The sequence below is a fragment of the Eubacterium sp. AF17-7 genome (assembly GCF_003461285.1).
In the GTDB taxonomy this organism is placed as follows: Bacteria; Bacillota; Clostridia; order Lachnospirales; family Lachnospiraceae; genus Eubacterium_U; species Eubacterium_U album.
Window position 1 is genome coordinate 40,174 of record NZ_QTWU01000001.1, and the last position, 24,653, is coordinate 64,826.

Annotated in this window: 15 protein-coding genes; 13 read left to right on the forward strand and 2 right to left on the reverse strand. The window is 33.1% G+C overall.

From position 1 onward, the window contains the following. The first annotated feature begins 415 nt into the window (after positions 1-415). From DWW96_RS00255 to DWW96_RS00310, 12 genes are all read left to right on the forward strand, one after another. Positions 416-3,751 (forward strand): lectin like domain-containing protein, encoded by a 3,336-nt coding sequence (locus tag DWW96_RS00255; protein WP_117908252.1) that lies wholly within the window; start codon positions 416-418, stop codon positions 3,749-3,751. A 53-nt stretch (positions 3,752-3,804) separates the two neighbouring features. Next, the gene (locus DWW96_RS13860) at positions 3,805-3,963 is read left to right on the forward strand and encodes a hypothetical protein (protein WP_158562608.1); all 159 of its coding nucleotides are present in this window, start codon (positions 3,805-3,807) and stop codon (positions 3,961-3,963) included. A 36-nt stretch (positions 3,964-3,999) separates the two neighbouring features. Next, positions 4,000-4,617, forward strand: a complete 618-nt coding sequence (locus tag DWW96_RS00260) for a sugar O-acetyltransferase (protein ID WP_243002981.1) — start codon at positions 4,000-4,002, stop codon at positions 4,615-4,617. A gap of 446 nt (positions 4,618-5,063) precedes the next feature. Further along, positions 5,064-6,044 (forward strand): hypothetical protein, encoded by a 981-nt coding sequence (locus DWW96_RS00265; RefSeq protein WP_117908254.1) that lies wholly within the window; start codon positions 5,064-5,066, stop codon positions 6,042-6,044. Beyond that, positions 6,041-11,455 (forward strand): InlB B-repeat-containing protein, encoded by a 5,415-nt coding sequence (locus tag DWW96_RS00270; protein ID WP_117908256.1) that lies wholly within the window; start codon positions 6,041-6,043, stop codon positions 11,453-11,455. Before DWW96_RS00265 ends, DWW96_RS00270 begins: the two co-directional genes overlap by 4 nt. A gap of 58 nt (positions 11,456-11,513) precedes the next feature. Then, entirely contained in the window at positions 11,514-12,770 is a 1,257-nt protein-coding gene (locus DWW96_RS00275) for an SH3 domain-containing protein (RefSeq protein WP_158562609.1), read from the forward strand. A gap of 679 nt (positions 12,771-13,449) precedes the next feature. Further along, on the forward strand, positions 13,450-16,428 hold the full coding sequence (locus DWW96_RS00285) for a DEAD/DEAH box helicase (protein WP_117908261.1): 2,979 nt from the start codon (positions 13,450-13,452) through the stop codon (positions 16,426-16,428). A 131-nt stretch (positions 16,429-16,559) separates the two neighbouring features. Continuing rightward, entirely contained in the window at positions 16,560-16,961 is a 402-nt protein-coding gene (locus DWW96_RS00290) for a (deoxy)nucleoside triphosphate pyrophosphohydrolase (protein ID WP_022088140.1), read from the forward strand. Positions 16,962-17,089: 128 nt separating this feature from the next. Continuing rightward, positions 17,090-18,937, forward strand: a complete 1,848-nt coding sequence (gene iorA / locus DWW96_RS00295) for an indolepyruvate ferredoxin oxidoreductase subunit alpha (RefSeq protein WP_243002982.1) — start codon at positions 17,090-17,092, stop codon at positions 18,935-18,937. Positions 18,938-19,006: 69 nt separating this feature from the next. After that, positions 19,007-19,570: an indolepyruvate oxidoreductase subunit beta gene (locus tag DWW96_RS00300; RefSeq protein ID WP_022088142.1), complete on the forward strand. Its 564-nt coding sequence runs from the start codon at positions 19,007-19,009 to the stop codon at positions 19,568-19,570. 190 nt (positions 19,571-19,760) lie between these two features. Further along, positions 19,761-20,993: a phenylacetate--CoA ligase gene (locus DWW96_RS00305; protein ID WP_117908264.1), complete on the forward strand. Its 1,233-nt coding sequence runs from the start codon at positions 19,761-19,763 to the stop codon at positions 20,991-20,993. A 54-nt stretch (positions 20,994-21,047) separates the two neighbouring features. Beyond that, the gene (locus DWW96_RS00310) at positions 21,048-21,335 is read left to right on the forward strand and encodes a hypothetical protein (protein ID WP_199522655.1); all 288 of its coding nucleotides are present in this window, start codon (positions 21,048-21,050) and stop codon (positions 21,333-21,335) included. 399 nt (positions 21,336-21,734) lie between these two features. Here the strand turns inward: DWW96_RS00310 and DWW96_RS00315 are convergent, their stop codons facing one another. Both DWW96_RS00315 and DWW96_RS13865 read right to left on the reverse strand, forming a co-directional pair. After that, positions 21,735-22,853: an SLC13 family permease gene (locus DWW96_RS00315; RefSeq protein ID WP_347496319.1), complete on the reverse strand. Its 1,119-nt coding sequence runs from the start codon at positions 22,851-22,853 to the stop codon at positions 21,735-21,737. A gap of 116 nt (positions 22,854-22,969) precedes the next feature. Continuing rightward, positions 22,970-23,131: a hypothetical protein gene (locus tag DWW96_RS13865; RefSeq protein WP_158562610.1), complete on the reverse strand. Its 162-nt coding sequence runs from the start codon at positions 23,129-23,131 to the stop codon at positions 22,970-22,972. A 471-nt stretch (positions 23,132-23,602) separates the two neighbouring features. Here DWW96_RS13865 and DWW96_RS00320 point away from each other — a divergent pair, with 471 nt between their 5' ends. Beyond that, on the forward strand, positions 23,603-24,652 hold the full coding sequence (locus DWW96_RS00320; protein ID WP_117908266.1) for an FAD:protein FMN transferase: 1,050 nt from the start codon (positions 23,603-23,605) through the stop codon (positions 24,650-24,652). Position 24,653 lies beyond the last annotated feature (1 nt).

Sequence of the window (24,653 nt, forward strand, 5' to 3'; positions counted from 1 at the left end):
GGATTTCTTTTGAAATGGTAGTCGGATCCTTACAAAGATATTTGGCAATCTCCTTGAAGGAAAGACCTTCATTTAGAGAGTCTTCAATAATTTTACGGTCATCTAAAGTTAAGTGTTTCTGGTTTCCCGGTATAAGGTTAGACATATGTACCTCCTTCTACCGTCATCAGAGAGCATGGAACAAGCATACAAGGGTAAAGATAAATATGCAAATGAATAGAATAAAATGGTGCGAAAGATTAAATTCCACTTATGTAAAAGTAAAATCCACTGTGAAATGGAAGAGTGGAATTTAAAATTTTAATTTTGGATGAGCCTATAATTCTAAAAAATTAGAATACAAAGTTAATCTGGTAAATGCTATAATGAATATATAATTAAGGTGTAAAAGAATAAATGATTAAAAGGAGATTTTATGAAAAAAGGGTTTAGTATAATCATGGCGTTTGTTACGGTTATGACAATGCTTTTTAGTGGCGCAACTTTTGCTGATGATACGAATGAAAATACAGAAAATAAAACAAAAGAAAGTAATTTTACAAATCTTATAGTATTTGCAAGATTTTTAGATGAAGATGAATTTATAGATAATTCTTATAATGGGGAATCTGTTAGAAAAATTACAGATAATACTTATAACAGTGCATATTTTAATGTTTCGGATTATTATGAAATTGCGTCAAGGGGAAGTCTTAAGATAAATAGCGTGTATTTGTTTAATAAAGGTGGTTCAGTGCAGTTATCTCATACAAGAGGATACTATGCAGAGTATAGTGAAGAGAATCCTGAAGGTTACAGGGACAACGGAGAGAGAGCAGAGCGTATGTACGAATTAAAAACAGACTGGTCTGAATCTATAAACAGAGCTATATCGGCGGGTAATGTGATTACAAATTATGATGGTACAAAAAAGTACAACTTTTCTGAACTTGATAAAAACAATGATGGGGTAATCGATGCAATCACCATTATTTATAAAAATACAACTCAGAGTATCTCTGTGGGTTGGTCCTCACCTTTGTGGAATTATAAGGATTATGCAGATTACGTAAAAATAAATGCAGATGGAAAAACAATTACAAGTAAAAACTATGTACAGGTGACAAATTCTTATAATTATTTATACAAGGATAATCGGGAAAACGTGATTTTGCCTATGGCAGTGGCGACTCATGAAATGGGGCACATTTTAGGATTTAAGGATTTGTACAATAGCTCAAATAGTTCGCCGGTATATTATATGTCTGCAATGGCAAAGCATACGTCACCTGTGCCACAGTTTATATCTGTAAAAGAAAGAGAAGCAAAGGGGTGGCTTACATCTGACAATGTTAAAACAATTTATCAAAATGGACAGTATACCTTAAAGGAAGCATCGACTAGAGAAGATTCACAGATAGTCGGATACAAATTAAATTTAAAAGGAACCGATAAAACACTGTACTTAGAATATAGAAATTTTGGAACAGGTGGTAATAAGTATGATTGTCAGTCAAAAGAATTGTATAAAACAGATGGAACGAAGCTAAAAGGATTGACAATTGGTTCAGGACTTGTTTGTTATTTGGTGGACAAAGACACAAAATTCCCAAACAATATGGGATGCGTTGCAGGAAAGTGGAATTATGAAACATTAGGTGGCACATATGCAACAAAATCTGACGCACCATTAAAACTGAATCAGAGCTTGGAAATAACTGATGATATGCATGTTGAAGTCACAAATATAACTGATAATCAATTAACATTTAAAATAGAAGGTGATTTTGAAGAACAACAGACTGAAACTAAAGAGATATCAGACAGGGAAAAATATGATGGAAGGGACGATGGCATAGTAACACCTGTAAAAGATCAGGGAGATACCAATTTGTGTTGGGCATATTCAAGCATTGCAGCAGCAGAATCATCCATTTTGAAAAGTGGAATTGATCCTACAGTAACAAAAGATACATTATCATTAAATCCGATGGCGGCAGCTTATAGAGTTTTTAAGAGAGAAAGCGATCCATTGGGAAATACAGATGGAGACTGGCAATCAGTAAATTATTTGATGCAGTCAGGAGACCCACTAAAAATTGCCAAGTTATATTCAATGTGGTGGGCACCGGTATCGGGTAATGTGGTTACGACAAACCCATATGAAAATCCATCATATAGATTTGAAAATGCAATTTATATACCTGAAAACAAATCAAATCCGGAAGAATACATTAGGTCAATAAAAAAAGCCATAGCAAAATATGGGGCAGTAACATTTCAGTACAACAATGCAAGAGAAACATTATACTACAATCCAAAGAATGAACATAGCAGTACAATTTCTCCACATGCATGCACAATCATTGGCTGGGATGACAATATCCCATCAGACAAATTTGTGCCAAATGGTGCTACCCAAAAGGGTGGCTGGCTTGTAAAAAACAGTTACAAATCATTGGAGTATTTTTGGCTGTCATATGACAATACAAGCAGTTGTTCTTATGCATTTTCATTTGCACCAAAGGACAAGTATGGCTTTAATTATTACTATGATGGAAGCATGGACGATTTCCCATTAAGAAAAGATAAGTCAGTGGCAAATGTGTTTAAAGCAAAAAAATCTGATGATTTAAAAGATGAATATATAAAAGCAGTAAATGTAGCTATTGGTGGTGAAAATGTAACCGCTAAAGTGGAGATATATAAAAATGTAGATTATCCTTATGGTGGACAGGACAATGTACCAGTTTCAGGTGGTTATCTGGCAAATACTACAACAGCATATTTTGAAAATAGCGGATATGTAACAATAGAACTGAATCAGCCGGTAAAAATCGAAAAAGACCAATGGTTCTCTGCAATAGTAAGTGTTTCAAATGAAAAGGGCGACGCCAAAATAATGACTTCATATAAAAATGGCAGGGAAATGTCATATATAAACAACGGTAGTGGATGGACACAACTTAAAAATTATGTAGGAAGAATAAAGGTATACACAAAATTGGAGAACAAAGTGGAAAATCCAACTGTAGAAGCGCCTACAACGGAAGCACTAACAACGGAAGTGACAACTACATCAGAGCCAACAACAGAAGCACCAACCACAGCGGAAGTGACAACAACATCAGAGCCTACAACGGAAGCACCAACCACAGCGGAAGTGACAACAACATCAGAGCCTACAACGGAAGCACCAACCACAGCGGAAGTGACAACAACACTAAAGCCAACAACGGAAGTGACAACTACATTAGAACCAACAACTGAGAAACAAACTGAGACAACTGTCACAGTAGAACCCACAACTGAAATATTGACTACAGAAAATACAACATCAGAAACTACTGTAGAAAATCAAACAACTGACGAAACAACATCAGAAAAAGAATCAACTACAACTTTTGGACAAGTTGTAACAAAGGAAAATGAACCAACAACTAACGGAAAAACTACAACTCGTGTTGACGGTGTAAATAAAAAGAGTTTAAAGCAAACAAAAATTCTAAAAGTAAAAAAATTTAAAAATAGAAAAGTGAGAATTACTTTTAAAAAGGTAAGTAAGGCTAAAATATATCGGATACAGTATTCAACTGACAGAAAATTTAAGAAAAACGTAAGAACAAAACGTACAGGAAAAAATACATATCTGTTAAGAAAATTACGTGTTAGAAAAAGATATTATGTAAGAGTGAGAGCAATAGTTGGAAAAGACAAAGGCAAATGGAGTAGTGTAAAATCTTTTAAAGTGAGTAAGCGGTTTTATAAGTAATTGACAGTTATTCCATATTTGTTATAATACCGTCACTTGATAGCGCAATGGTAATGTCAATTTACACACTTACAGATGCAATTGTAATTGGACAGGGAGTTGGGGCTAACGCCCTTGCGACACTTGCATCAGGGCTTATGGGCTGTAATGCCGGTGGTGGAAGTTTTGGTGTTAGGGTGGAGTGTAGTGTTTTTGAAAAATATAAAGTATAATACAAAATAATAAATTTCTAGCTAAGGAGACCAACTATGTCAGAAATTCAGAATACACAAAATAATATGGATAAAGCTCTTGCGAGGATTACTTCTATGGAACCATATCATTGCAATCCATTTGATAATCCGCCGGAATTAAGACGAAGAGCGGAAAGATTATTAAAAGAAATTGAAAGTCTAAATGAAGATGAAGTTGCAAAGAAAGAAAAAATTATGGAAGAACTTTTCGGAACGTATAATAAGCTTGCGTTTCCGGGACTAGGATTTAAATGTGATTTTGGATTGAATATTCATTTTCACGGACTTGCAGTTATAAATTATAATGTGGTGATGCTTGATACATCACCTATAAATATCGGGCATGGAGCGTTTATAGGACCGGGGGTATGTCTTGCATGTGCGGGGCATGCCATTCATCCGTCCCAGAGAAGCAACGTTCTTACCAGTGCGCCGATTACGCTTGAAGAAGATGTATGGTTAGGAGCAAATGTAACTGTATTAGGTGGAGTGACAATAGGAAAAGGAAGTGTAATTGGAGCAGGAAGTGTTGTGACAAAGGATATACCGGCAGGAGTTATTGCTGTGGGAAATCCATGCAAAGTTAAAAGAAAAATTACAGATAAAGATATATTTGATGATATACAAATATAATGATATTAGATAAATGCTACAGTAGTAAGAAAAGTGTCTGTCAAATTTGTGGATAGACATTATTTTTACTACTGTATTTTTTTTGTTATCTGTGTGCCATTTTATTTCAAAATTAAAATCGATTCAATTTAGAAAAGCCCCATTTTATGGAATTATTTAATAGGCATTAAAATATGGTAAAATTATTCTATATATATTGAGCGGGAATTTAATTAATAACATGAAATTTTAGAGATAAATTTATGTAACAAAGAAAAAATTACATCTCTACGATAAATTTATGTAATAAGGATAAGTTTATACTTTTGTATTAATTTGTGTTACAGAGACGAATTTATATCTCTTGGATATATTTATGTCTAACGTTTTTTGTTATACGATGGGTGGCAAAATGCCTCACAAAATGTTACGGGGAAAATTAAATAAAAAATTAGGCAGGTGATAGTTTGAGAAAGATTTTTTTGAGTTTACTTATAGCACTCATGCTTTTATGTATAACACCGGAAAATAATGTTACACAGGCCAAAGAAAATGCGACTCTTACAGTGTCGTCAACTATAACAAAAAATGACAAGGCAGTTGTAGATATTGATTTAAGTGGAAACAGTGGAATTTGGGCACTTAAGTTTAAAGTTGGATATAATCATTCAGCATTAACTTTGGAGTCAGTACAAAATGGCGAAGTGTTTTTGGATGGTGATTTGACGATGCCGGACAAGCCGGATAAAGAAGAGTTTGTTTTTGTTGTAAGTTCAAATAGTCTTAAAGATATTAAAGGTAATGGAACGGTTGTGACATTTAATTTTAAAATAGTAGATTATTCACCGGAAGGAAAATATCCTATAGAGCTTACGTTAATCCAGGCAATAGACGTAGATGGAAATATTATTAAAATGGATACGCAAGATGGCATGGTTACTGTATCTTACGATATAAAAAATGAGGATATTGTATTTGATAAGGCAAAGAACGAAGAAATCAGGATACCATTAGAATCTAAGGAAGCAGTTAATAAAGTGAAAATAAATGAAACGGAAATTGATAAGGATAGTTATACTGTTGATTCAGACGGAAATGTGGTAATTGGTTCGGATTATTTAAATACTTTAAAAAACGGAAAATATAAAGTAAATGTGGAAACAGAAAAGAAAAATTATGCAGCAGATATTTTTGTAAAAGAAGATGTGGAAAAAGAAATAGAGGAAAAAAGTAAAGAGGCAAAGGAGAAAAATAAAAAAGGAGAGGAAAGTAAATCAACAAAGAAAATAAACGGGAAGGATAGTAAATCAGAAAAAGGGGTAAATAAAACAAAAAATGATTGGACAGGACAGAAATCAAATAGTGCAATTGTCATATCAATTATAGGATTGGTAATTATTGCAGGGATTGTCTGTGTACTAGTAAAGAAAAGGAGAGTGAATGGATGAAGAAAAGAGTGTTACCCCTATTTTTAGCAATTGCAATTATTGTTTCACAAATGCCGGCTCAAGAAATATTTGCAAAAACCAGTGGAAACATGTATGGCGATGTAAATGGGGACAGAGTAATTGATTTAAGAGATTTGCTAACACTAAAAAAATATATTTCTGAAGAAAAAATAAAAGATTTTGTATTTGCAAATTCAGACATAAACGCAGATGGGCAGGTTGACTTAAAGGACTTTCTTATTCTTAAAAAATATTTTGCAGAATGGGATGTTCATTTAGGAGCAAAACTTTTAACAGTATCTTTTTATGACGGAGACAGACTAATAGAAACTTTGCCGGCTGAAAAGGATTATCCTTTAGGCGAATTACCATCAAAGGAAAAGGCAACAAAGGACAATGCTGTTTTAGTTGGATATTATACTGATAAAGAATTTACAACACCTTTCTATTCAGATGATGCTGTTACAGATAATATAAATGTTTATGCTAAATATCAGGAAATGGGAGGAAAAGAAGAATTAAATATTACTTCATTTGCTCAAATGGACCAGACTCCTGATATGACTTTTAGTATAAAAAAAGTGTCAGGCGATATTGAACCACAGGAAGCAGCAACATTAGTTGTTAAAGATGGTTCTGACAATGTGGAAATTAGTATTGAAGACAATGATGGAGATGGCATATATACAGTCAGCGCACCGAATGGATTTAATGAGGGATGTTCATATGAGTTAAATCTTGCAGATGGCTGGGTGTTTGATGGAAAAGAAGAAACAATACGAACAGCATCATTTTCAATAGCCATGAAGGAAGTTGAAAATCTGGAAATGAATGATGACATAGTTTATATAAAGGATACGGATGAAATAACTTATTTTGTTGATGGAAAAAATTATGACGTATTGACTTCAGAACAGATAAATGAAAACGGTGGAAGTTTTGAATATGATGAGGCTTCAAAACTTAATGAAGATGACATTATTTGTCTTTACGTTGGTACAAAACCAACTGAAAGAAATACTGATGAAACTTCTGAATTATTAGATCCGGCAGTTTACGTTAAGGTAGCAGCAATAGATGGAAATGAGGTAACATTTGCAGCACTTGATGAAAATGATCAGGCAAAAGTATATAACATGCCTGATAATTTCCCATTAATAGTACAGGAATTGCCAACTGAAGAGACCGGAACAATAAGTCTTGAAGAGTTAGATGTAGATATGTACGCAAATATGATGGGAGATGAAGGTACATATGAAAATGCAGTAGATTCAATAGGAACAGGTGATTTTGTTACATTATATGTTTCAACTGATGAAATTAAATCAGGAAATGATGTATATTATGGTGAAATCACAGATTATGATAAAGATACAGAGTTAATTACATACAAAAAAGTAGAAAAGAATGATATAGAGGAAAGCATGGACCTCTATTCTGAGATTCCTATTTCCGGAAGTGACATCATTAGTGATGAAGAATGCGAACAGTTAGAAAATGTCGTACAGACACAGATGGAAGACAGTGGATTTGGCGAAGAGGCAGCAGACATTCTTTGTGATATGGTAACAAAGACAGATGGGTTCAAAGAAAATACGAGTCTTCAAAGCCTTGTTTTAACAGATGAAAACGGTCAGCAATTATCAGCAAAGCAACTCAGAAAAATGAATGTTGGAAAGAGCTTCGAACTAACAGATGATGTAAAGCTTTCTGTTGAAATAATAAATAAAGGTGAACAACTTCATTTTAACAATGGAATCCAGCTTGCAGTTGGTGTTGAAGCTGAATTTGAAGTAGAGGTAGAAGATGGTACGGTAAAGATTGACCTTTCAGCAACATTTGTTGAAGAATGTGAATTAGTGCCACGAGTAAAAGGAAGCATTGTTACAAAAGAGATTCTTTTTATCCCTATTCCGGTTGGTATTTGTGTAAACACATCAATGGATGTAAAGAATTTTACAGCATTTTCATTTAACGCAAATATATATACAGTAGCAGAAGAGGAACAGTCTCTTTGGGAAAAATTCAAATCTATTGCTGATGATCCGACAGAAGCATTAGGACTTTCTAATTTGCCAAGTGGACTTAGTGCAGGTCTAAAGTCTGTAAAAGATGTTATGGATAAGATTGAAGAAATTCAGACAAAGATAGACCAGGCAAATGATACAGCAGAACAGATAAAAGGATATAAAGAAGATTTAAATGCTCTTTGGGAAGTAATGGAAATGAACGGAACAGACAAAGAGCAATGGAATGAAATGTGCAAAACATTTGAAAAGTCAAATGTTGCAAGTGATATTTTAGATGTTATGGATTTAAGCACTGAAACAGAACTTGGCACAGAATTTCTCGATGGAATGCAGGCACTCATGGATAAATATTCAGAGACACTGCAAAAGGAAACAGACTGGGTAACACTTGTAAACAAAGAAATCTGTTCAACAGAAGTATGTTATTTCGGCGTTGTAATTGGTACACAGGTAAACTTCCTTGTTAGAGCAGATATGAACATAGCAATCGGTTCGAATTTGGAATACGAAGTAGGCAAGCGATACAATTTCTGGTTTAAAGTTGGATTGTTTAAACCGTCAGCAGGTTCTTCTACAATGGATTTGTTAGATGAAAGATTCGATTTCCAGTTTTATGTAATGGGTAAAATTGGTTTAAAAGCAGGAATAAGAGCTAAGCTTTATGCGGGTATTGGTAGTGGCAAATTTGCATCTGTAGGTATTGCGGCAGAACTTGGACCATATGTCAAATTATATGGATTCTTTATATATGAATATTCAAAGTATCGCCCGGCAAATACGCAAAATACTGTAAGTAAAGAGCGAATGGCAGGAGCTTTGTATCTGGAATTTGGCTTATATTTTATGATGAGTTTTGAGGCAAATGCCATAGGAAATCTTTTTGAATACAGCAATGATTTCGTAAATGAAGAAATACCATTGCTGGCGGCAGGAAGAAATGTATTTTATTACAATACAGCTTACGAGCCACAGGAGGATGAGGTAATACTTGTAAAGGATGAGGATGGTGACAGCACTAACGGAATTACTATGGATGTTCCGGCTAATGTATTAGCATTGTCATATGTAGAATTAAATACAGGTATTCAGGGAGTAGAGTCACTACATCCTTCAAATTATAATATTAGATTTACAAACAGAAACTTTAGTGTTGATTATAAAACAGGAAAAATTAACGTCAATGTTCCTAAAAACACACGTTATATGACTGCAGAAATGACTATTACTTACCTATATAGTAAGGTTGCATTCAGTCAGTATGACATGACGGTAACAGTTCCTGTAGTATGGACAAACCTTACAACTGAAGAATTAAGTGAATACTATACTGCATCAGTTCGTGTTGGTAATGATACTGACGGTTATAAGACTGTATGGAACAAAAAACTTTTAAAGAACGAAGAATTTGATTTGCCAACAGAAGACGAATTAAAGAACTTACTTAACTGGAATGACTACAAGTATACTTTGACAAAAGGATATGATGGTCAGAATACGGAAAAATTAACACTTGTTGACAACACAACTTATGACTTCTATGTAGATTACAAGACATATGCAATTACTGTAACTGATATACAGAATGCAAATGGGACAACAAAAAGTAAGACATTTTATGCAAAATATGGTGAAAGATTTGATTTCTCAGAATTAGAATCAACAGGTTCTAACCGACAGGGTGCATATAATAAATTTGCAGGAATTACAACAACGGCAACTATAAATGTAAATGGTTATCCACAGACTATTGATTTGACACAGCCGATTAACAGCAAGGTTGCAGAAGCCTTAATGCAGGGTGTTACAGCAAAAGCAAATTATGTGGATGACAGCGTAACAGCAACATTTGTATTTAACGGAATTGATGTAGAAAATACTGTAGTTAAACTAAAAAGAGGTACGGTTCCAAATTATGATTATTTTGAAGTAGCTCAGGAAAATAACACGGATATTATTGGAATCAGCCCTGAAGTAGATAAGATATCAACACCAACAACATATTACGTTGAATGTAAAAATGTAATTAAGAAACTGGTAACAATGACATTTGATACAAATGGAGGAAATACAGTTGATCCGATAACAAGAAAGGAAACAACAATTCTTCCTACAATTCCAACCCCTGTTAAAAGAGGATACGAATTTAATGGATGGTGTACAGATGCCGCATGTGAAAATATGTTTACATCAAAGACTGTTCCAACAGAAGACATAACACTTTACGCAAAATGGAAACCGGCTGTATATACACTTACATTTAATGTTAATGGTGGAAATGAATTAGATAAAAATACAAAGAGAGTAATATACGATGGAAAATATGGTGAAATTCCACAACTTGTAAGAGACGGTTACGCATTCCTTGGATGGTACAATAAGGTAGAAGGAGGCGAACAGATTACAGCTGATGACCAGGTATTGATTACATCAAATACAACACTGTATGCACATTGGAGAAAATTAAAACCTATTCCGGCTGAAACATTTGTATTTAATCCACAGACATACTACTATGATTCAGCTATAGAACGTGCTACAGAGTATACATTTAATCCACCGGAAGATGAAAATTTAAGCGAAGAAGAAACATATACCGAAGACAGTTTTACGTTTAAATTCAAGTCACAGAGTAAGGACGAATACGAAAATGGATTCCCTTCAGATATAGGTGTTTATGATGTTGTAATAACACGTCCGGCAGATCAGTATTATCTGAAATTTGAAACATTATACGAAGGAGTTTTGGTAATTAAGCCGTATGACTTAAATTGCTCATATTATAAGGTTTATGTTGATTGCAGAGATTCAGTTGGTGGATCGCAGAAACTTAATAGTACTGTATCCTGGTCAAATGGAGCAAAAACTTCATTCTCAATTGAAATGGATACAAGCACTAATTATGGATATACAACAAATTATGCTTGTTATCCGACACAGATATATATGGAATCAAGTGGAAGAATGGTTGGTCAGCATGTATGGATGACAACAAGGGTACATGATATCACAGATAACATAAAATCGATAAAGAACAGACATAAGGAATATTGGGCAAACAAACTTAATTATACATGGGGACTTGGAAGTTATCCAAGCGTTAACTATTCAGCTGGAAATTATGAGGTCAGCAAGGATGGAAAGATAAAGGTTAGATTTACTACATATGGAAATAACGGAGCAGTATCGAATCTAACATATTCAACGTCATGGGATGGTAACAATAATGATTCCTGTGTAACAGTAGACGGAAATTACTTTATCATTGATGGAAGTAAATTAACAGAAGAAAAACATACTATTAATGTATATGCTAAATATGGTGGTTCCGGCTACTATCAGGTAGGCAGATTTACAGTTAGTCCTATTGATGAAGATGAATAGAAGCAGTACGGTATAACAGCAATATTATGAGAAAATGAACGTGAAGGAGGTTTTCCATATGTATAAATTAAAAAAATCCGGCATTCGCAAGTTGTTTGCCATGTTATGTGTAGTATTTATATTTGCAAGTGGTATTTATGTAAGTGTACCGACATTTGCACAGACAGAAACTAAAGAAAGTACAATTTCAGTATCTTCAGATACAGTTGAAAAAGGTGATAAGTTTTCTATTACAGTTGATATAAAAAACAACCCGGGTATCTGGGGGCTTAAGTTTAAAGTAGGATATGACCATTCTGCATTAACATTGACATCAGCAAAGAATGGAAATGTATTTGATAATGAGGATGCAACTTTACCAAGTGCTTTAGATAAGGAAGAATTTATATATCTTGCATATTTAAACAGCCTTAAAAATAACACTACAGACGGAACTATTTTAACTTTAGAGTTTACAGCAAAAAATGAAGCAGAGTTTAAACCATACATTATTGCAATTAATGTTGAACAGGCAATTAATGTTAATGGTGACGATATAGCTTTAAAATCAAATAATGGTGCTGTTTCTGTAGTTAAATGCATACATGTAAGTGACACAAAATGGGAGAGTGATGCTGATACTCATTGGCATAACTGCAAATATAGTGACTGTAAAGAAAAGATATTAAAGACTGTAGAAAAACACACAGTAGAAGTAATACCAGCAGTAAGTGCAACATGTACACAGGATGGATTAACAAGCGGAAAGAAATGCTCTGTATGCGGTTATATTATTGAAAAACAGCAGGTAGTTAAAGCTACAGGTCATACACCGGTTAAACTTAAAGCAGTAAAGGCTACGACAAAAAGAGAAGGATTAACAAGTGGAAGAAAATGTTCTGTATGTGGAGAAACTTTGGTAGTGCAACAGGTAATTCCTAAAATTACATATAAGATGAAAAAGGCTGCAAAGACAAATGGCAAAATAAAAATGTATAAAAAGAAAAAGCAGTCATCAAAGGTAATTCAAAATGTAAAAAAAGGAGAAAAAGTTACCATAGTTGATATGGACAAAACATGGTATTTAATTAAATACAAAGGTAAAGTAGGATATGTAAAATCCACATCAATAACATGGAATGCAAAGGTAAATGTAACAAAAGGAAATCTTAGAATAAGAACAGGAGCAGGACTAAAATATCCAATTATTTCTTCCCGTCCAAATGCAACAAAAGTATCAGTTGTTGGAAGAACTGCAAATGGTTGGTACAAAGTTCAGATAAAAGAAAAGAAAAAAAACATTGAAGGATATATGTATTCAAAATATGTTAAATAGAAGTTAATAAGTGTTGATGGAAATTAATAAATATTAAATAAAAGTTAATAGATGTCAATAAAATAAAAAAACAGGGCTTATATGGATTTGAGAAATTAAAATAATTCGTATAGGCTCTGCTTTTATATTTTGGGTAGAAAAACAATACTAACATCACAATCAAATATAGGAAAAGTTTATTAATTAATTTAAATGTAAAATATATCAATGTTGGTAAATCAATGTAATAATAATAGTTCTCATCAAGAAAATATGATAAAATTTAGACAGAGAATTTTTTTGTTGGGATAGATTATAATTGAAAAATAGAAGGAAAAAACAACAGATTTGATTGAAGAATTTATTCAGCAAAATGAATTGTAACAGGTAAAGTACTATGATATTGTGTAAATATAAGGATAAATAGTTGTTAGCAGTAAAAAGAATAATATTTATTTTGAAACAGAAATGGACATAAGAAATATAATAATTTGAATTGAGGTGACAAACTATGAGAATTATAATTGTACGGCATGGAGAGCCAAATTATGAAATAGACTCTTTAACTGAAAAGGGGTGGAAAGAAGCAGAATTAGCTTCTAGAAAATTTAGGATGATAAATAAAATTAGCACAATATTTATGTGGGTTGTGGCGTTTCGCAAACGCCTATTAAGTAGCAAATAATAAAGGAGCGACTATATGGCAGCAGATAAAATTACAGAATTAAAAAATGGTCTCACAACAGCATTTATAGATAGTACATTTAATTCAAATTTGGCGTACAAACCTCAGTTGGTTTACAACAATTATAAGAATGGGCAAAAAGTTTTTTCTACTGTTGAAGATGAACTTAGAAAATGTGACAAATTTGCAATTAGCGTGGCATTTATTACAAGGGGTGGAATTACACCACTTTTACAGACACTTAGGGAATTAGAAAAAAGAAATGTGCCTGGAAGAATTCTGACGACAGATTATTTGGCATTTAGTGATCCTGTGGCATTAGATACATTGGCCGGATTGTCAAATATAGAACTTCGCATGTATGAAACAGGAAAAGCAGGAAATGGATTTCACACAAAAGGTTATATTTTTCGGAAAAATGAAGAATATAGATTCATAATAGGAAGTTCTAATTTAACTCAGGATGCACTAACAAAGAATATTGAGTGGAATACAAGATTAGTATCTACGGAAAAGGGAGAGATGCTTGGTACACTTATAAATGAATTCGACAATTTATGGAATGACAGAGAATGCACGAAAGAATATAAAGAATTTATAGATAATTATAGACATAAGTATAGGGAAAAACAGCTATTTAATAAAATGGTAGCTGAACAGAAGCGTATAAGCAAAAAGGCACAAATTCCGTCACTTGAAGCGTATACATTAAAGCCTAATTCAATGCAGCTTAAATTTATAAATAATTTAATGGAGTTGAGGAAGAATGATGTTGATAGAGCATTATTGATATCAGCTACAGGTACCGGTAAAACTTATGCGTCGGCATTTGCAATGAGAGAACTTGGTTTTAAGAAAGTATTATTTTTAGTTCATCGTGAGCAAATTTTAAAGCAAGCAAAAAGGTCTTATGAGAATGTTTTTAGCAATAGAATTACTACAGGCATTCTTTCCGGAAATCATAAAGATATGAATGTTGATTATCTTTTTTCAACAGTTCAAACAATGAGTAGAGACTATATTCTTACCGAATTCGAAGAAGATAGGTTTGATTGTATTATTATTGATGAAACTCATAAGGCAGGGGCTGAGAGTTATCACAAAATAATTAATCATTTTAAACCCAAATTGCTTTTAGGGATGACGGCGTCGCCTGAACGTACAGATGGATTTGATATTTACAAATTATTTGGACACAATATCGCAAGTGAGATTAGACTTCAGGATGCCCTTGAAGATGATTTATTATGCCCATTTCACTATTTTGGAATTTCAGATTTAGTTATAGATGGAAAAGAAATTGATGAAAAGACAGAATTTAGATATTTGGCAAATGAGCAAAGAGTAGAGCATATAATTGAACAAACCGAATATTTTGGGTATTCAGGAAATAGAGTAAAAGGGCTTATTTTTTGCAGCAGAAAAGAGGAAGCTAAGGCTTTATCAGATGCGTTTAATTATAGAGGCTATAATACAGTTGCACTTTCAGGTGATGATTCACAGGAGAAAAGAGAGGAGGCTATTGAACGATTAGAGATGGAGTGTGAGGTCGATAATTGTGGAAGACCTATAATAAAATCGGAAGTAGTAAAACATAATCAGCCACTCGATTACATTTTTACTGTAGATATTTTTAATGAAGGTGTAGATATACCACAGGTAAATCAGGTCATTATGCTAAGACCTACGCAGTCAGCAATTATATTTGTACAGCAGTTAGGTAGAGGACTTAGAAAAGCGGATAATAAAGAGTATGTAGTTATTCTTGATTTTATTGGTAATTACAGCAACAATTTTTTAATTCCAATTGCGTTGTCAGGAGATAGAACATACAACAAGGACAATGTGCGTAAATACGTGCGTGAAGGATCACGATTGCTTCCGGGGTGTTCAACAATTCATTTTGATGAGATTACGAAAAAGAAAATTTTTGCATCAATTGATAGAATGACTACGACGAAGAAAATGCTTACAGAAAAATATATGCAGGTAAAATTTAAAATTGGTAGAATACCTACTATTATAGATTTCTACAAACTTGGCGAAATTGATCCTATGCTATTTATTAACTATGCAAAAACGTATGATAATTTCCAGCGGGTTGTAGATAAAGATTATACAGTTGTGTTTACAGAAAAAGAAGAGCAGATACTTGCATTTATTTCATCATTGATAATTGATGGTAAGAGACCGCATGAACTCTTGATGTTAAAGATGATGTTAGATGGAAAATCAGTTGCGATAGATTCATTTGCTAAGGAACTTGTAAGCATAGGCGAAAAGTTCAAAGAGGCTGATTATAATTCTGCGGTTCGAATGATGAGTTTAGAATTTGTAGCCGGAGCAGATGCAAATAAATTCGCACAGATAGAATTGCTATCTAAATTAGATTTAAAGTCAGGTCTATTAAAACGTTCACTAGCGTTTTTAGATAAACTTAATAATACGAAATTTAGGGAAGAGATATCAAATCTTTTAGATTATGGGATGATGCGATATAAGGATATGTACGCAAATCATGATGAAAATAATTTAGTGTTATATGGAAAATATTCAAGAAAAGATGTTTGTCGACTTATGAACTGGGATAAAGATGAAAGCTCAACAATGTATGGATATCGTATCAAACACGGAACGTGTCCAATATTTGTTACATACGAAAAGAAGGATGATATTTCTGAAAGCACAAAATATGAAGATCAGTTTATTAATCAGAAGACATTTAGCTGGCTGACTAGAAGTAATGTGGCAATTGATAATAGAGAGAGTAAGGAAATAATAAATTATAAAAATAGTGGATTAAAAATAGTTCTTTTTATAAAGAAGAGTGATGGCGAGGGTACAGATTTTTATTATATGGGTGAAGTTGTGCCTAAGAGCTGGATGCAGAAAACTATAAAGAATAATAAAGGAAAAGAACTTCCAATCATGAATTTTATTTTCGAGTTAGAACATAGTGTAAGAGAAGATATTTATGAGTATCTGACTAACTAAGAAAATTTATGATAAAACATTTTGAAGAAAAATATAAAAATAAGAGGGACGATTTTATTGGGGGCAGTAAAATCGTCTCATTATAAGTAATAAGAAAATAAATTTGTTTACGAAATAGGAGAAAGCTATAAATGAAAATAGTACGAGTAGTTGCAGCAGTTATAAAATCTATAAATGAAAAAGGACAAACAATTATATTTGCAACACAGCGTGGATATGGAGATATGAAAGATGGTTGGGAATTCCCCGGCGGAAAAATAGAACCGAGGGAAACCCCGCAGGAAGCTTTGAAAAGAGAAATAATGGAGGAAATCGAAACAGAAATTGAAGTAGGTGAATTGATTGATACTGTAGAATATGATTATGAAACATTTCACCTTTCAATGGATTGCTTTTGGTGCAATATTAAACAAGGAAAGCCAATTCTCAAAGAACATGAAGCTGCAAAATGGCTTACAAAAGGACAATTATATGATGTAGATTGGCTACCGGCAGATGTAACGTTGATAGATAAAATAAAGAAAAACATTTGAGATATAGAAGCGTAAAAAATGTTTCAAAATGATATTTTGATTTAAAATGAAACGTTGCTATATATCATAATTAATATTATAATAAATAGATAAAAACGTTACAGAGATATGTTTAAGAGGTTACATAAATGAAGCAATTATTAATGGGGAATGAAGCAATAGCTATGGGTGCGATAAGAGCCGGAGTTAATTTAGTTTGTGGATATCCGGGAACACCCTCTACAGAGGTTTTAGAAACAGCAGCAAAGAAAAATGACGGTTCATATTATATTGAATGGTCAGTAAATGAAAAGGCAGCTCTTGAGGTTGCAGCAGGCGCATCGTATGCAGGTGCAAGAACACTGGTTACAATGAAGCAGGTAGGACTAAATGTTGCATCTGATCCTATCATGAGTTTATCTTATGTAGGAATTAAAGGTGGAATGGTAGTTTTAGTAGCAGATGATCCGGGACCGATATCCTCTCAGACAGAACAGGATACAAGAGAATTTGGCATTTTTTCAAAAATACCGGTATTCGATCCATCAACACCGCAGGAAGCTTATTTGATGATGGCAGATGCTTTTGAAATGTCAGAAAAATATAACACACCTGTAATTTTCAGACCTACAACAAGAGTATGCCATGGATGTGCGGATATTGAAATTTTAGAAAATATAAAAAGAGAGCCACCGGAGGGATTTATAAAAGATACTCAGAAATGGGTTATTTTCCCAAGAACATCTTACCTCAACCATATTAGGATAGAGGAAAGAAATGCAAAACTTACACATGTACTTTCTGCAGATAGTACAGATGAATTGGATTTATCAAAATGGAACAAAATTCATCTTTGTGAAGATAGTAGGAAGGCAGTTGTATCAGGCGGAGTTTCAAGAAAATACGTTCAGGAATACTTAGATTATGACAAGGCAGGATTTTTGGAAATAGGAATTTCATATCCTTTTCCGGAACAACTTGTTGCAAGATTTTTAGAGGGAGTGGATGAAGTTCTTGTAATAGAAGAATTAAGTCCGTTTATAGAAAGAGAAATCACATACGTATGTGGAAAATATAATATTAAATGTAAGGTGTTAGGAAAACTTACAAAAGATGTACAGTGTGCAGGAGAAAATACTGCAAAATCAGTAAGAGAACAGCTTACTAAATTTGGAGTTGCAAAAGATATAGATGACGAAACACTTAAGGAAGTAGGCGGAAAACCAGAATTACCTGTAAGACCACCGGTACTCTGTGCAGGATGCCCACATAGAGCTTCATTTTATGCCGTAAAACAGGCAATGAAAGAAAAAGAAGCAGTATTTTGTGGTGACATAGGTTGTTACACACTTGGAAATGCAAAGCCATTGGATATGACTGATACATGTCTATGCATGGGAGCGGATGTAACAATAGCGCAGGGGCTTCATAGGATTGAACCTGAGAAAGTGCATTTTTCATTTATTGGCGATTCAACATTTTTCGCATCAGGAATTACAGGAGTTGTAAATGCTGTATATAATGAGACAGACATAGTCCTTATTGTGTTAGATAATTCTACTACAGCAATGACGGGACACCAGCCACATCCGGGAACCGGTGTTACAATGATGGACATGGTTAAGAAAAAAGATACTAATCCAAAGGGTGAAATAACTCATAAGATTTCTATTGAAGCTGTTTTAAAAGCAGTAGGAGTTGTAAGTGTTGAAAAAGTAAATCCATTTGAACTTGATAAGGCAATAGACGCGGTTAAGAGAGCAGCACAGATGAAAGGCGTTAAGGCAATTATATTTAAGAGTCCATGTATTGCTGTGAATAAGCCTAAAAAGGCTTATACCGTAAGCGAAAAATGTATTAAATGTAAGAAATGCATTAATGAAATAGGTTGTCCTGCAGTGACAAATATAGATGGGAAAATTGAAATAGATTCATCATTATGCTTTGGTTGCGGATTATGCAGTCATATTTGTCCGGTTCATGCTATTGAGCAGTAGAACTGTTGACAAAATAATTGCCGGAAATCGAAGATTACAAATAATATGCATGAAAGGTTTGGTATAAATATGAATTGTTTACTTTGCGGAGTTGGTGGACAGGGCACAGTTTTAGCGTCAAAATTACTTGCACAGGCTGCAATTGATAAAGGGATAAGTGTAAAAACAGCAGAAACAATTGGAATGGCCCAGCGTGGAGGTAGCGTTGTAAGCCATGTAAGAATAGGAAATGAAATAAAAGCTCCAATGATTCCTGAGGGAGAAGCGGATATAATTATCGGATTTGAACCGGGTGAAGTTGTAAGAAATTTAAATTATTTAAAAGAGGGAGGTACAGTTGTTGTAAATACAAAGCCGGTAATGCCAACAACTGCAAGTCTTGGACTTCACTATGATGGTAAAGAGATGATAGAATATTTACAAAAGCAAAATATTAATCTTATTGCTGTGGACGGAGAAAAGATTTGTAAAGAGTTAGGAAGCTCGAAGGCTTTAAATGTTGTACTACTTGGAGCAGCAGCCAATAGTAATGAATTAGGAATAACAAAAGAGGAAATTAAAAAAGCTATAGAAACAAAACTTAATCCGAAATTCCTTGAAATGAACATTAAAGCACTTATGGCAACAAACTAGTATATAAGTCTAAAAGACTTTTTATAAATTATGGACAAATGAAGAGGCATTTGTCATAAATACATAGAGGAGAAGAAAAGGTTAAAAGAAATAAAAAAGAAAGGAAAAACAATGCAAATCATTCTTTTAATCTTGGATTTGCGCCTTTCAAACACATGAAAATGCATAGTTGAAAGGCTAGGTACAAATTATGAAAATGAAAGAAGAGCAGTTTGAACTAATTAAAGCACAGTTGAAAAAACTTACAAGTCAGGATTGCTTTTACCAGAAAAAATTGGAGGGTATTAATGTAGATGATATTAAGTCTCAGGAGGATTTTGAGAAACTCCCATTTACATGGAAGGGAGATTTAAGAGAAGCTTATCCGTTGGGACTTCGTGCAGTGCCTGAAGAAGAAATTGTAAGAATACATTCATCTTCAGGTACAACAGGTATACCTGTTATTATTCCATATACAAAAAAAGATATTGATGATTGGGCAACAATGTTTTCACGTTGCTATAAAATGGCAGGAGTAACTAATAAAGATAGAATTCATATTACACCAGGTTACGGATTATGGACCGCCGGAATAGGATTTCAAAATGGTGCTGAAAAGCTTGGAGCAATGACTATTCCTATGGGTCCGGGAAATACAGATAAACAGCTTAGAATGATGGTTGACTTGGAATCTACAGTTCTATGCGCAACATCATCATATGCGTTGTTACTTGCGGAAGAAATTGCCAAGAGAGGTATTGGAGATAAGATTAAACTTAAAAAAGGAATAATTGGTTCTGAACGCTGGGGAGACAAGATGAGAAAAAGAATTGCAAATGAACTTGGCGTTAAGCTTTATGATATTTATGGACTTACAGAAGTCTATGGTCCTGGAATTGCAATCAGTTGTGAACATGAATGTGGAATGCATTATTGGGATGATTATGTCTATATAGAAATTGTTGACCCTAAGACAGGAAAAAATCTTCCTGATGGAGAAATTGGAGAAATAGTTATTACAACATTACATAAAGAAGGGGCCCCACTTATCAGATATCGTACACATGATCTTTCAAGAATTATTCCGGGAGAATGCCCATGTGGTTCTAAATATCCAAGAATCGATGTTATTTTAGGGAGAACAGATGATATGGTTAAAGTAAAAGGTGTAAATATTTTCCCATCACAGATAGAAGAAATGTTAAAAGGCATTAATGGGGCGTCAAGTGAATATCAGGTTATGATAGATCATTTGAATGGAAAAGATATTCTTACATTATTTGTTGAAATAAAGGACGATGCAAATGCTTATGAAATGGAACATGAAATTGGAGCAGCATTCAAGGCTAAAATAGGTATCGCAGCAATAATTAAGCCTGTTGCAATTGGCGATCTTCCAAGAAGTGAGAAAAAATCAACAAGAATTTATGACAACAGATACTAAATTGTGATTTAGAAAGTGATAAATCAATGGAATTAAGAGTTTTGCGGTATTTTTTTGCAGACAAATATTCAGGCGAAAGATATATTAAATATGATAGAAGAAGAGTATGGAGCATCAAAATATGGTTCAGTAAAATACAATTTGAATGAACTATATTGGATAGGATATCTGTATCGGTACTTTTCATACACTTATAATATGTCATCAATACAAGTGTACAAGATTGTAAAGCCAAAAGAGTTACGAGGATTGTATTTACCATATCACACATTAGATCCAAGTCAGGCAATAGAAAGAATATTAGGATCAAAGAATCTATTATTAGATGAAAAAAAGAATTAGAGAGACAGTACGAAATATTCAAAAGAATCCGAAATGAAAATTAAAGTAAAAATTACAACTTGTTAAATCTAAACAATACGTAATTTTTATTTTATCTACCTTAAAGCATAAATTACAAAAGAAATAGAATTTTCTAACTACAGCCGGCAGAAATTTTCATAAGCAAACGATAGGCAGATTTTTACAATTTTGCGAGCATAGCGTAAGTTCAAAAGATATGTCTGAGCCGATAGGCGAGTTTATCTTTTGAACTTACAATAAGCGGCGCAGCAAAATAAAAAAATCAACGTGTTTGCTATGAAAATTTCTGCCGGCTGGGGTTGTGAAAGTTGTGTTGCTTATGGTCGTGGGAAGGTGAAACAACGTGTTTGTTTATGAAAGTTTCAGCCGACTGGAATATCAGTTAATTATAGTGTTTAAAATCAGTAAAACTACAAGAAATACAATATTTACAACTGTAAAATAAAGCAAATATTTTCCTTTTGTGCTGTTGTTATTATGTGCATATAATTTGTAAGAAATTAAACTAGCCATTGAAGCAATAAGTGTTCCAAGACCACCAACATTTACACCTATAAGTAATCCTTTATAGTTTGTTGTAAAACCAGATAAAAGCAAGGCAGAAGGAACATTGCTTATCACCTGACTCGCAAGTACCCCAATTCCAATTTCATTTCCTATAACAATTGAAGCCAAATACTTATTTGCCATTGGAAGTGAACCAATATTTCCCGTAAAAATAAAAAATCCAATAAATGTAAAAAGTAATGCGTAATCTATTTTATATAGCACATTTCGCTGTATAAAAAACACAACAATAAACACAAGAAATATAAGAATATAATAAGGAATTAATTTAAATACAGTTCCTAATGCGATTACAAATAAAATTACATAGAAAAATAAGTTCCCCTTATATTGAATAATATCATTTTCTTTACCATCAACAACAATTTTACTTTTCTTATCCTTAATAAAAAACAAAAATAGTAAAAGAAGAAAAAATGAAACAATTGAATAAGGTAAAATAGTTTTTATGAATGTAAATATGTTAACTCCCCATAAACCATATAAATATAAATTTTGAGGGTTGCCAATTGGAGTAAGCATACTTCCAAGATTAGCTGCAATGGTTTGCAAAACAATTATTGGAATCAATAAATTTTGTTTTTCACATTTTCCTAAAATCATCATTGTAAAAGGAACAAATGTAATAAGTGCAACGTCATTTGTAATTAACATACTTGAGAAAAAACAAATGAATACCAATGTTATACTTAGCTGCCATACATTTTTCGTCTTTTTTAATAATTTATAACCTATCTTTTCAAATAATCCATTACAACTTAACCCTTCCATGATAACCATAAGGCTCCATAATATTCCAAGCGTTCTAAAATCTATGTAATCTATGTATTTAATATTTGGTTTTACAAAAAATGCGGATATAATTGCCAAGACCCATGCAATTACTAATACTGTTTCTTTACGTACTAATTCTATAAATTTTTTCATCATTAAATATATCCTTTTTTAACATGATTATAGCATATTGCTTAAACAGGATTTTTGTCAATTAATATATGGCATATTTAGCAAATATTTTTCAAGGAAATAATACATTTAACATTGTTTCAGCTAACAGAAAATTCATAGACAACACAATTCCCAGCCCAGTCGTCATAAACGTTCATAATCGACATAGTATCTTCATCCCAGCCGGCATAAACTTTCATAAGCGACATAATATACTTATCCCAGTCGGCAGAAACTTTCATAAGCAACAAAATTTCCACACCCCAGCCGGCAGATATATCCAGAGCAACAAAATTTCCATACCCCAGCCGGCAGATATTTTCATAAGCAAACGATAGGCAGATTTTTGAAATTTTGCGAGCATAACGTAAGTTCAAAAGATATGTTTGAGCCGATAGGCGAGTTTATCTTTTGAACTTACAATAAGCGGCGCAGCAAAATAAAAAAATCAACGTGTATGCTATGAAAATATCTGCCGGCTGGGGAAAGGAAAATCAACGTGTATGCTATGAAAATATCTGCCGGCTGGGGAAAGGAAAATCAACGTGTATGCTATGAAAATATCTGCCAGCTGGGGAAAAGTGAAAATACAAAACAATTTGAAATTCCCATATATTGGCACATTGACAAGAAAAAAGCGATATGCTAGACTATGCAGAGTTAGAAAAGAATAACTAGCATAAGATGCAACTAACCTTAAAACATATAAAGAAAAACAAAAGGCAATACAAATGAAAAAAATAATTATGTTAATAGCATTTGCAGTTATATTATGTGGATGCAAGAACAGCAATTTAAATAAAACTGAATATACAACAAGCCAAAAAACAGAAGAACAAAAGGCAAGTAATGAACTATTTGCAATGGACACATATATGGAAATAACAGCATATGGCAAAAATGCTAAAAAGGCAGTAGATGAAGCAACAGCAAAAATAAACGAATTAGACAATATGCTTTCAACAGGAAACAGTGAAAGTGAAATCAGTAAATTAAATAGTGAAAAAAAGTTAACATTGTCAGAGGATGTTGGAAATATAATGGAACAATCTTTAGAAATATCTGAAAGCACAGATGGAGCGTTTAATCCTGCAATATATCCAATTATGCAGCTATGGGGATTTGATACGAAAAATTACAAAATCCCTGATGAAAAAGAATTAAATAAAGCATTACAAAATATTAACGAATCAAAAATTGAATATAACAAAGAAACACGAGTAGCAAAATTGGGCAAAAAAATGAAAATAGATTTCGGAGGAATTGCAAAAGGTTATACTTCGTCAGAAATTATGAAAATTTTTGATGCAAATGGTATCAAAAGCGGTTTGGTAAGCTTAGGTGGAAATGTACAGGCACTAGGCTGCAAAACAGACAAGAGTAAATGGAAAGTAGCAATTCAGAATCCTGATAACGAAGAAGATTATATTGGTGTTTTAGCAATAGAAAACAAGGCTGTTATTACATCAGGAGGGTATGAACGTTATTTTGAAAACAATGGAAAAATATATCATCATATTATTGACCCTGCGACAGGATATCCGGCAGACTCAGGTTTAAAATCAGTTACAATAGTTAGCGAAGATGGAACCTTAGCAGACGGATTATCAACGTCATTATTTATCATGGGACTTGACAAGGCCAAAGAATATTGGCAGAAAAATAGTAAAAAATTTGATGCAATTTTATTAACAAATGACAATAAGCAGTACGTGACTGAAGGAATTTATAATGATTATTCAACAGATTACCCGGTCGAGGAAATAAAAAAGGAAAACTAGT

What these genes read in the sequence shown, in the direction of transcription:
- DWW96_RS00260 (WP_243002981.1), top strand. Translation starts at nt 4,000, where the DNA reads ATGTCAGAAATTCAGAATACACAAAATAATATGGATAAAGCTCTTGCG.
- DWW96_RS00305 (WP_117908264.1), top strand. Translation starts at nt 19,761, where the DNA reads ATGAAAATGAAAGAAGAGCAGTTTGAACTAATTAAAGCACAGTTGAAA.
- iorA (WP_243002982.1), top strand. Translation starts at nt 17,090, where the DNA reads ATGAAGCAATTATTAATGGGGAATGAAGCAATAGCTATGGGTGCGATA.
- DWW96_RS00270 (WP_117908256.1), top strand. Translation starts at nt 6,041, where the DNA reads ATGAAGAAAAGAGTGTTACCCCTATTTTTAGCAATTGCAATTATTGTT.
- DWW96_RS00300 (WP_022088142.1), top strand. Translation starts at nt 19,007, where the DNA reads ATGAATTGTTTACTTTGCGGAGTTGGTGGACAGGGCACAGTTTTAGCG.
- DWW96_RS00315 (WP_347496319.1), bottom strand. Translation starts at nt 22,853, where the DNA reads ATGATGAAAAAATTTATAGAATTAGTACGTAAAGAAACAGTATTAGTA.
- DWW96_RS00290 (WP_022088140.1), top strand. Translation starts at nt 16,560, where the DNA reads ATGAAAATAGTACGAGTAGTTGCAGCAGTTATAAAATCTATAAATGAA.
- DWW96_RS00320 (WP_117908266.1), top strand. Translation starts at nt 23,603, where the DNA reads ATGAAAAAAATAATTATGTTAATAGCATTTGCAGTTATATTATGTGGA.
- DWW96_RS13860 (WP_158562608.1), top strand. Translation starts at nt 3,805, where the DNA reads ATGTCAATTTACACACTTACAGATGCAATTGTAATTGGACAGGGAGTT.
- DWW96_RS00275 (WP_158562609.1), top strand. Translation starts at nt 11,514, where the DNA reads ATGTATAAATTAAAAAAATCCGGCATTCGCAAGTTGTTTGCCATGTTA.
- DWW96_RS00285 (WP_117908261.1), top strand. Translation starts at nt 13,450, where the DNA reads ATGGCAGCAGATAAAATTACAGAATTAAAAAATGGTCTCACAACAGCA.
- DWW96_RS00255 (WP_117908252.1), top strand. Translation starts at nt 416, where the DNA reads ATGAAAAAAGGGTTTAGTATAATCATGGCGTTTGTTACGGTTATGACA.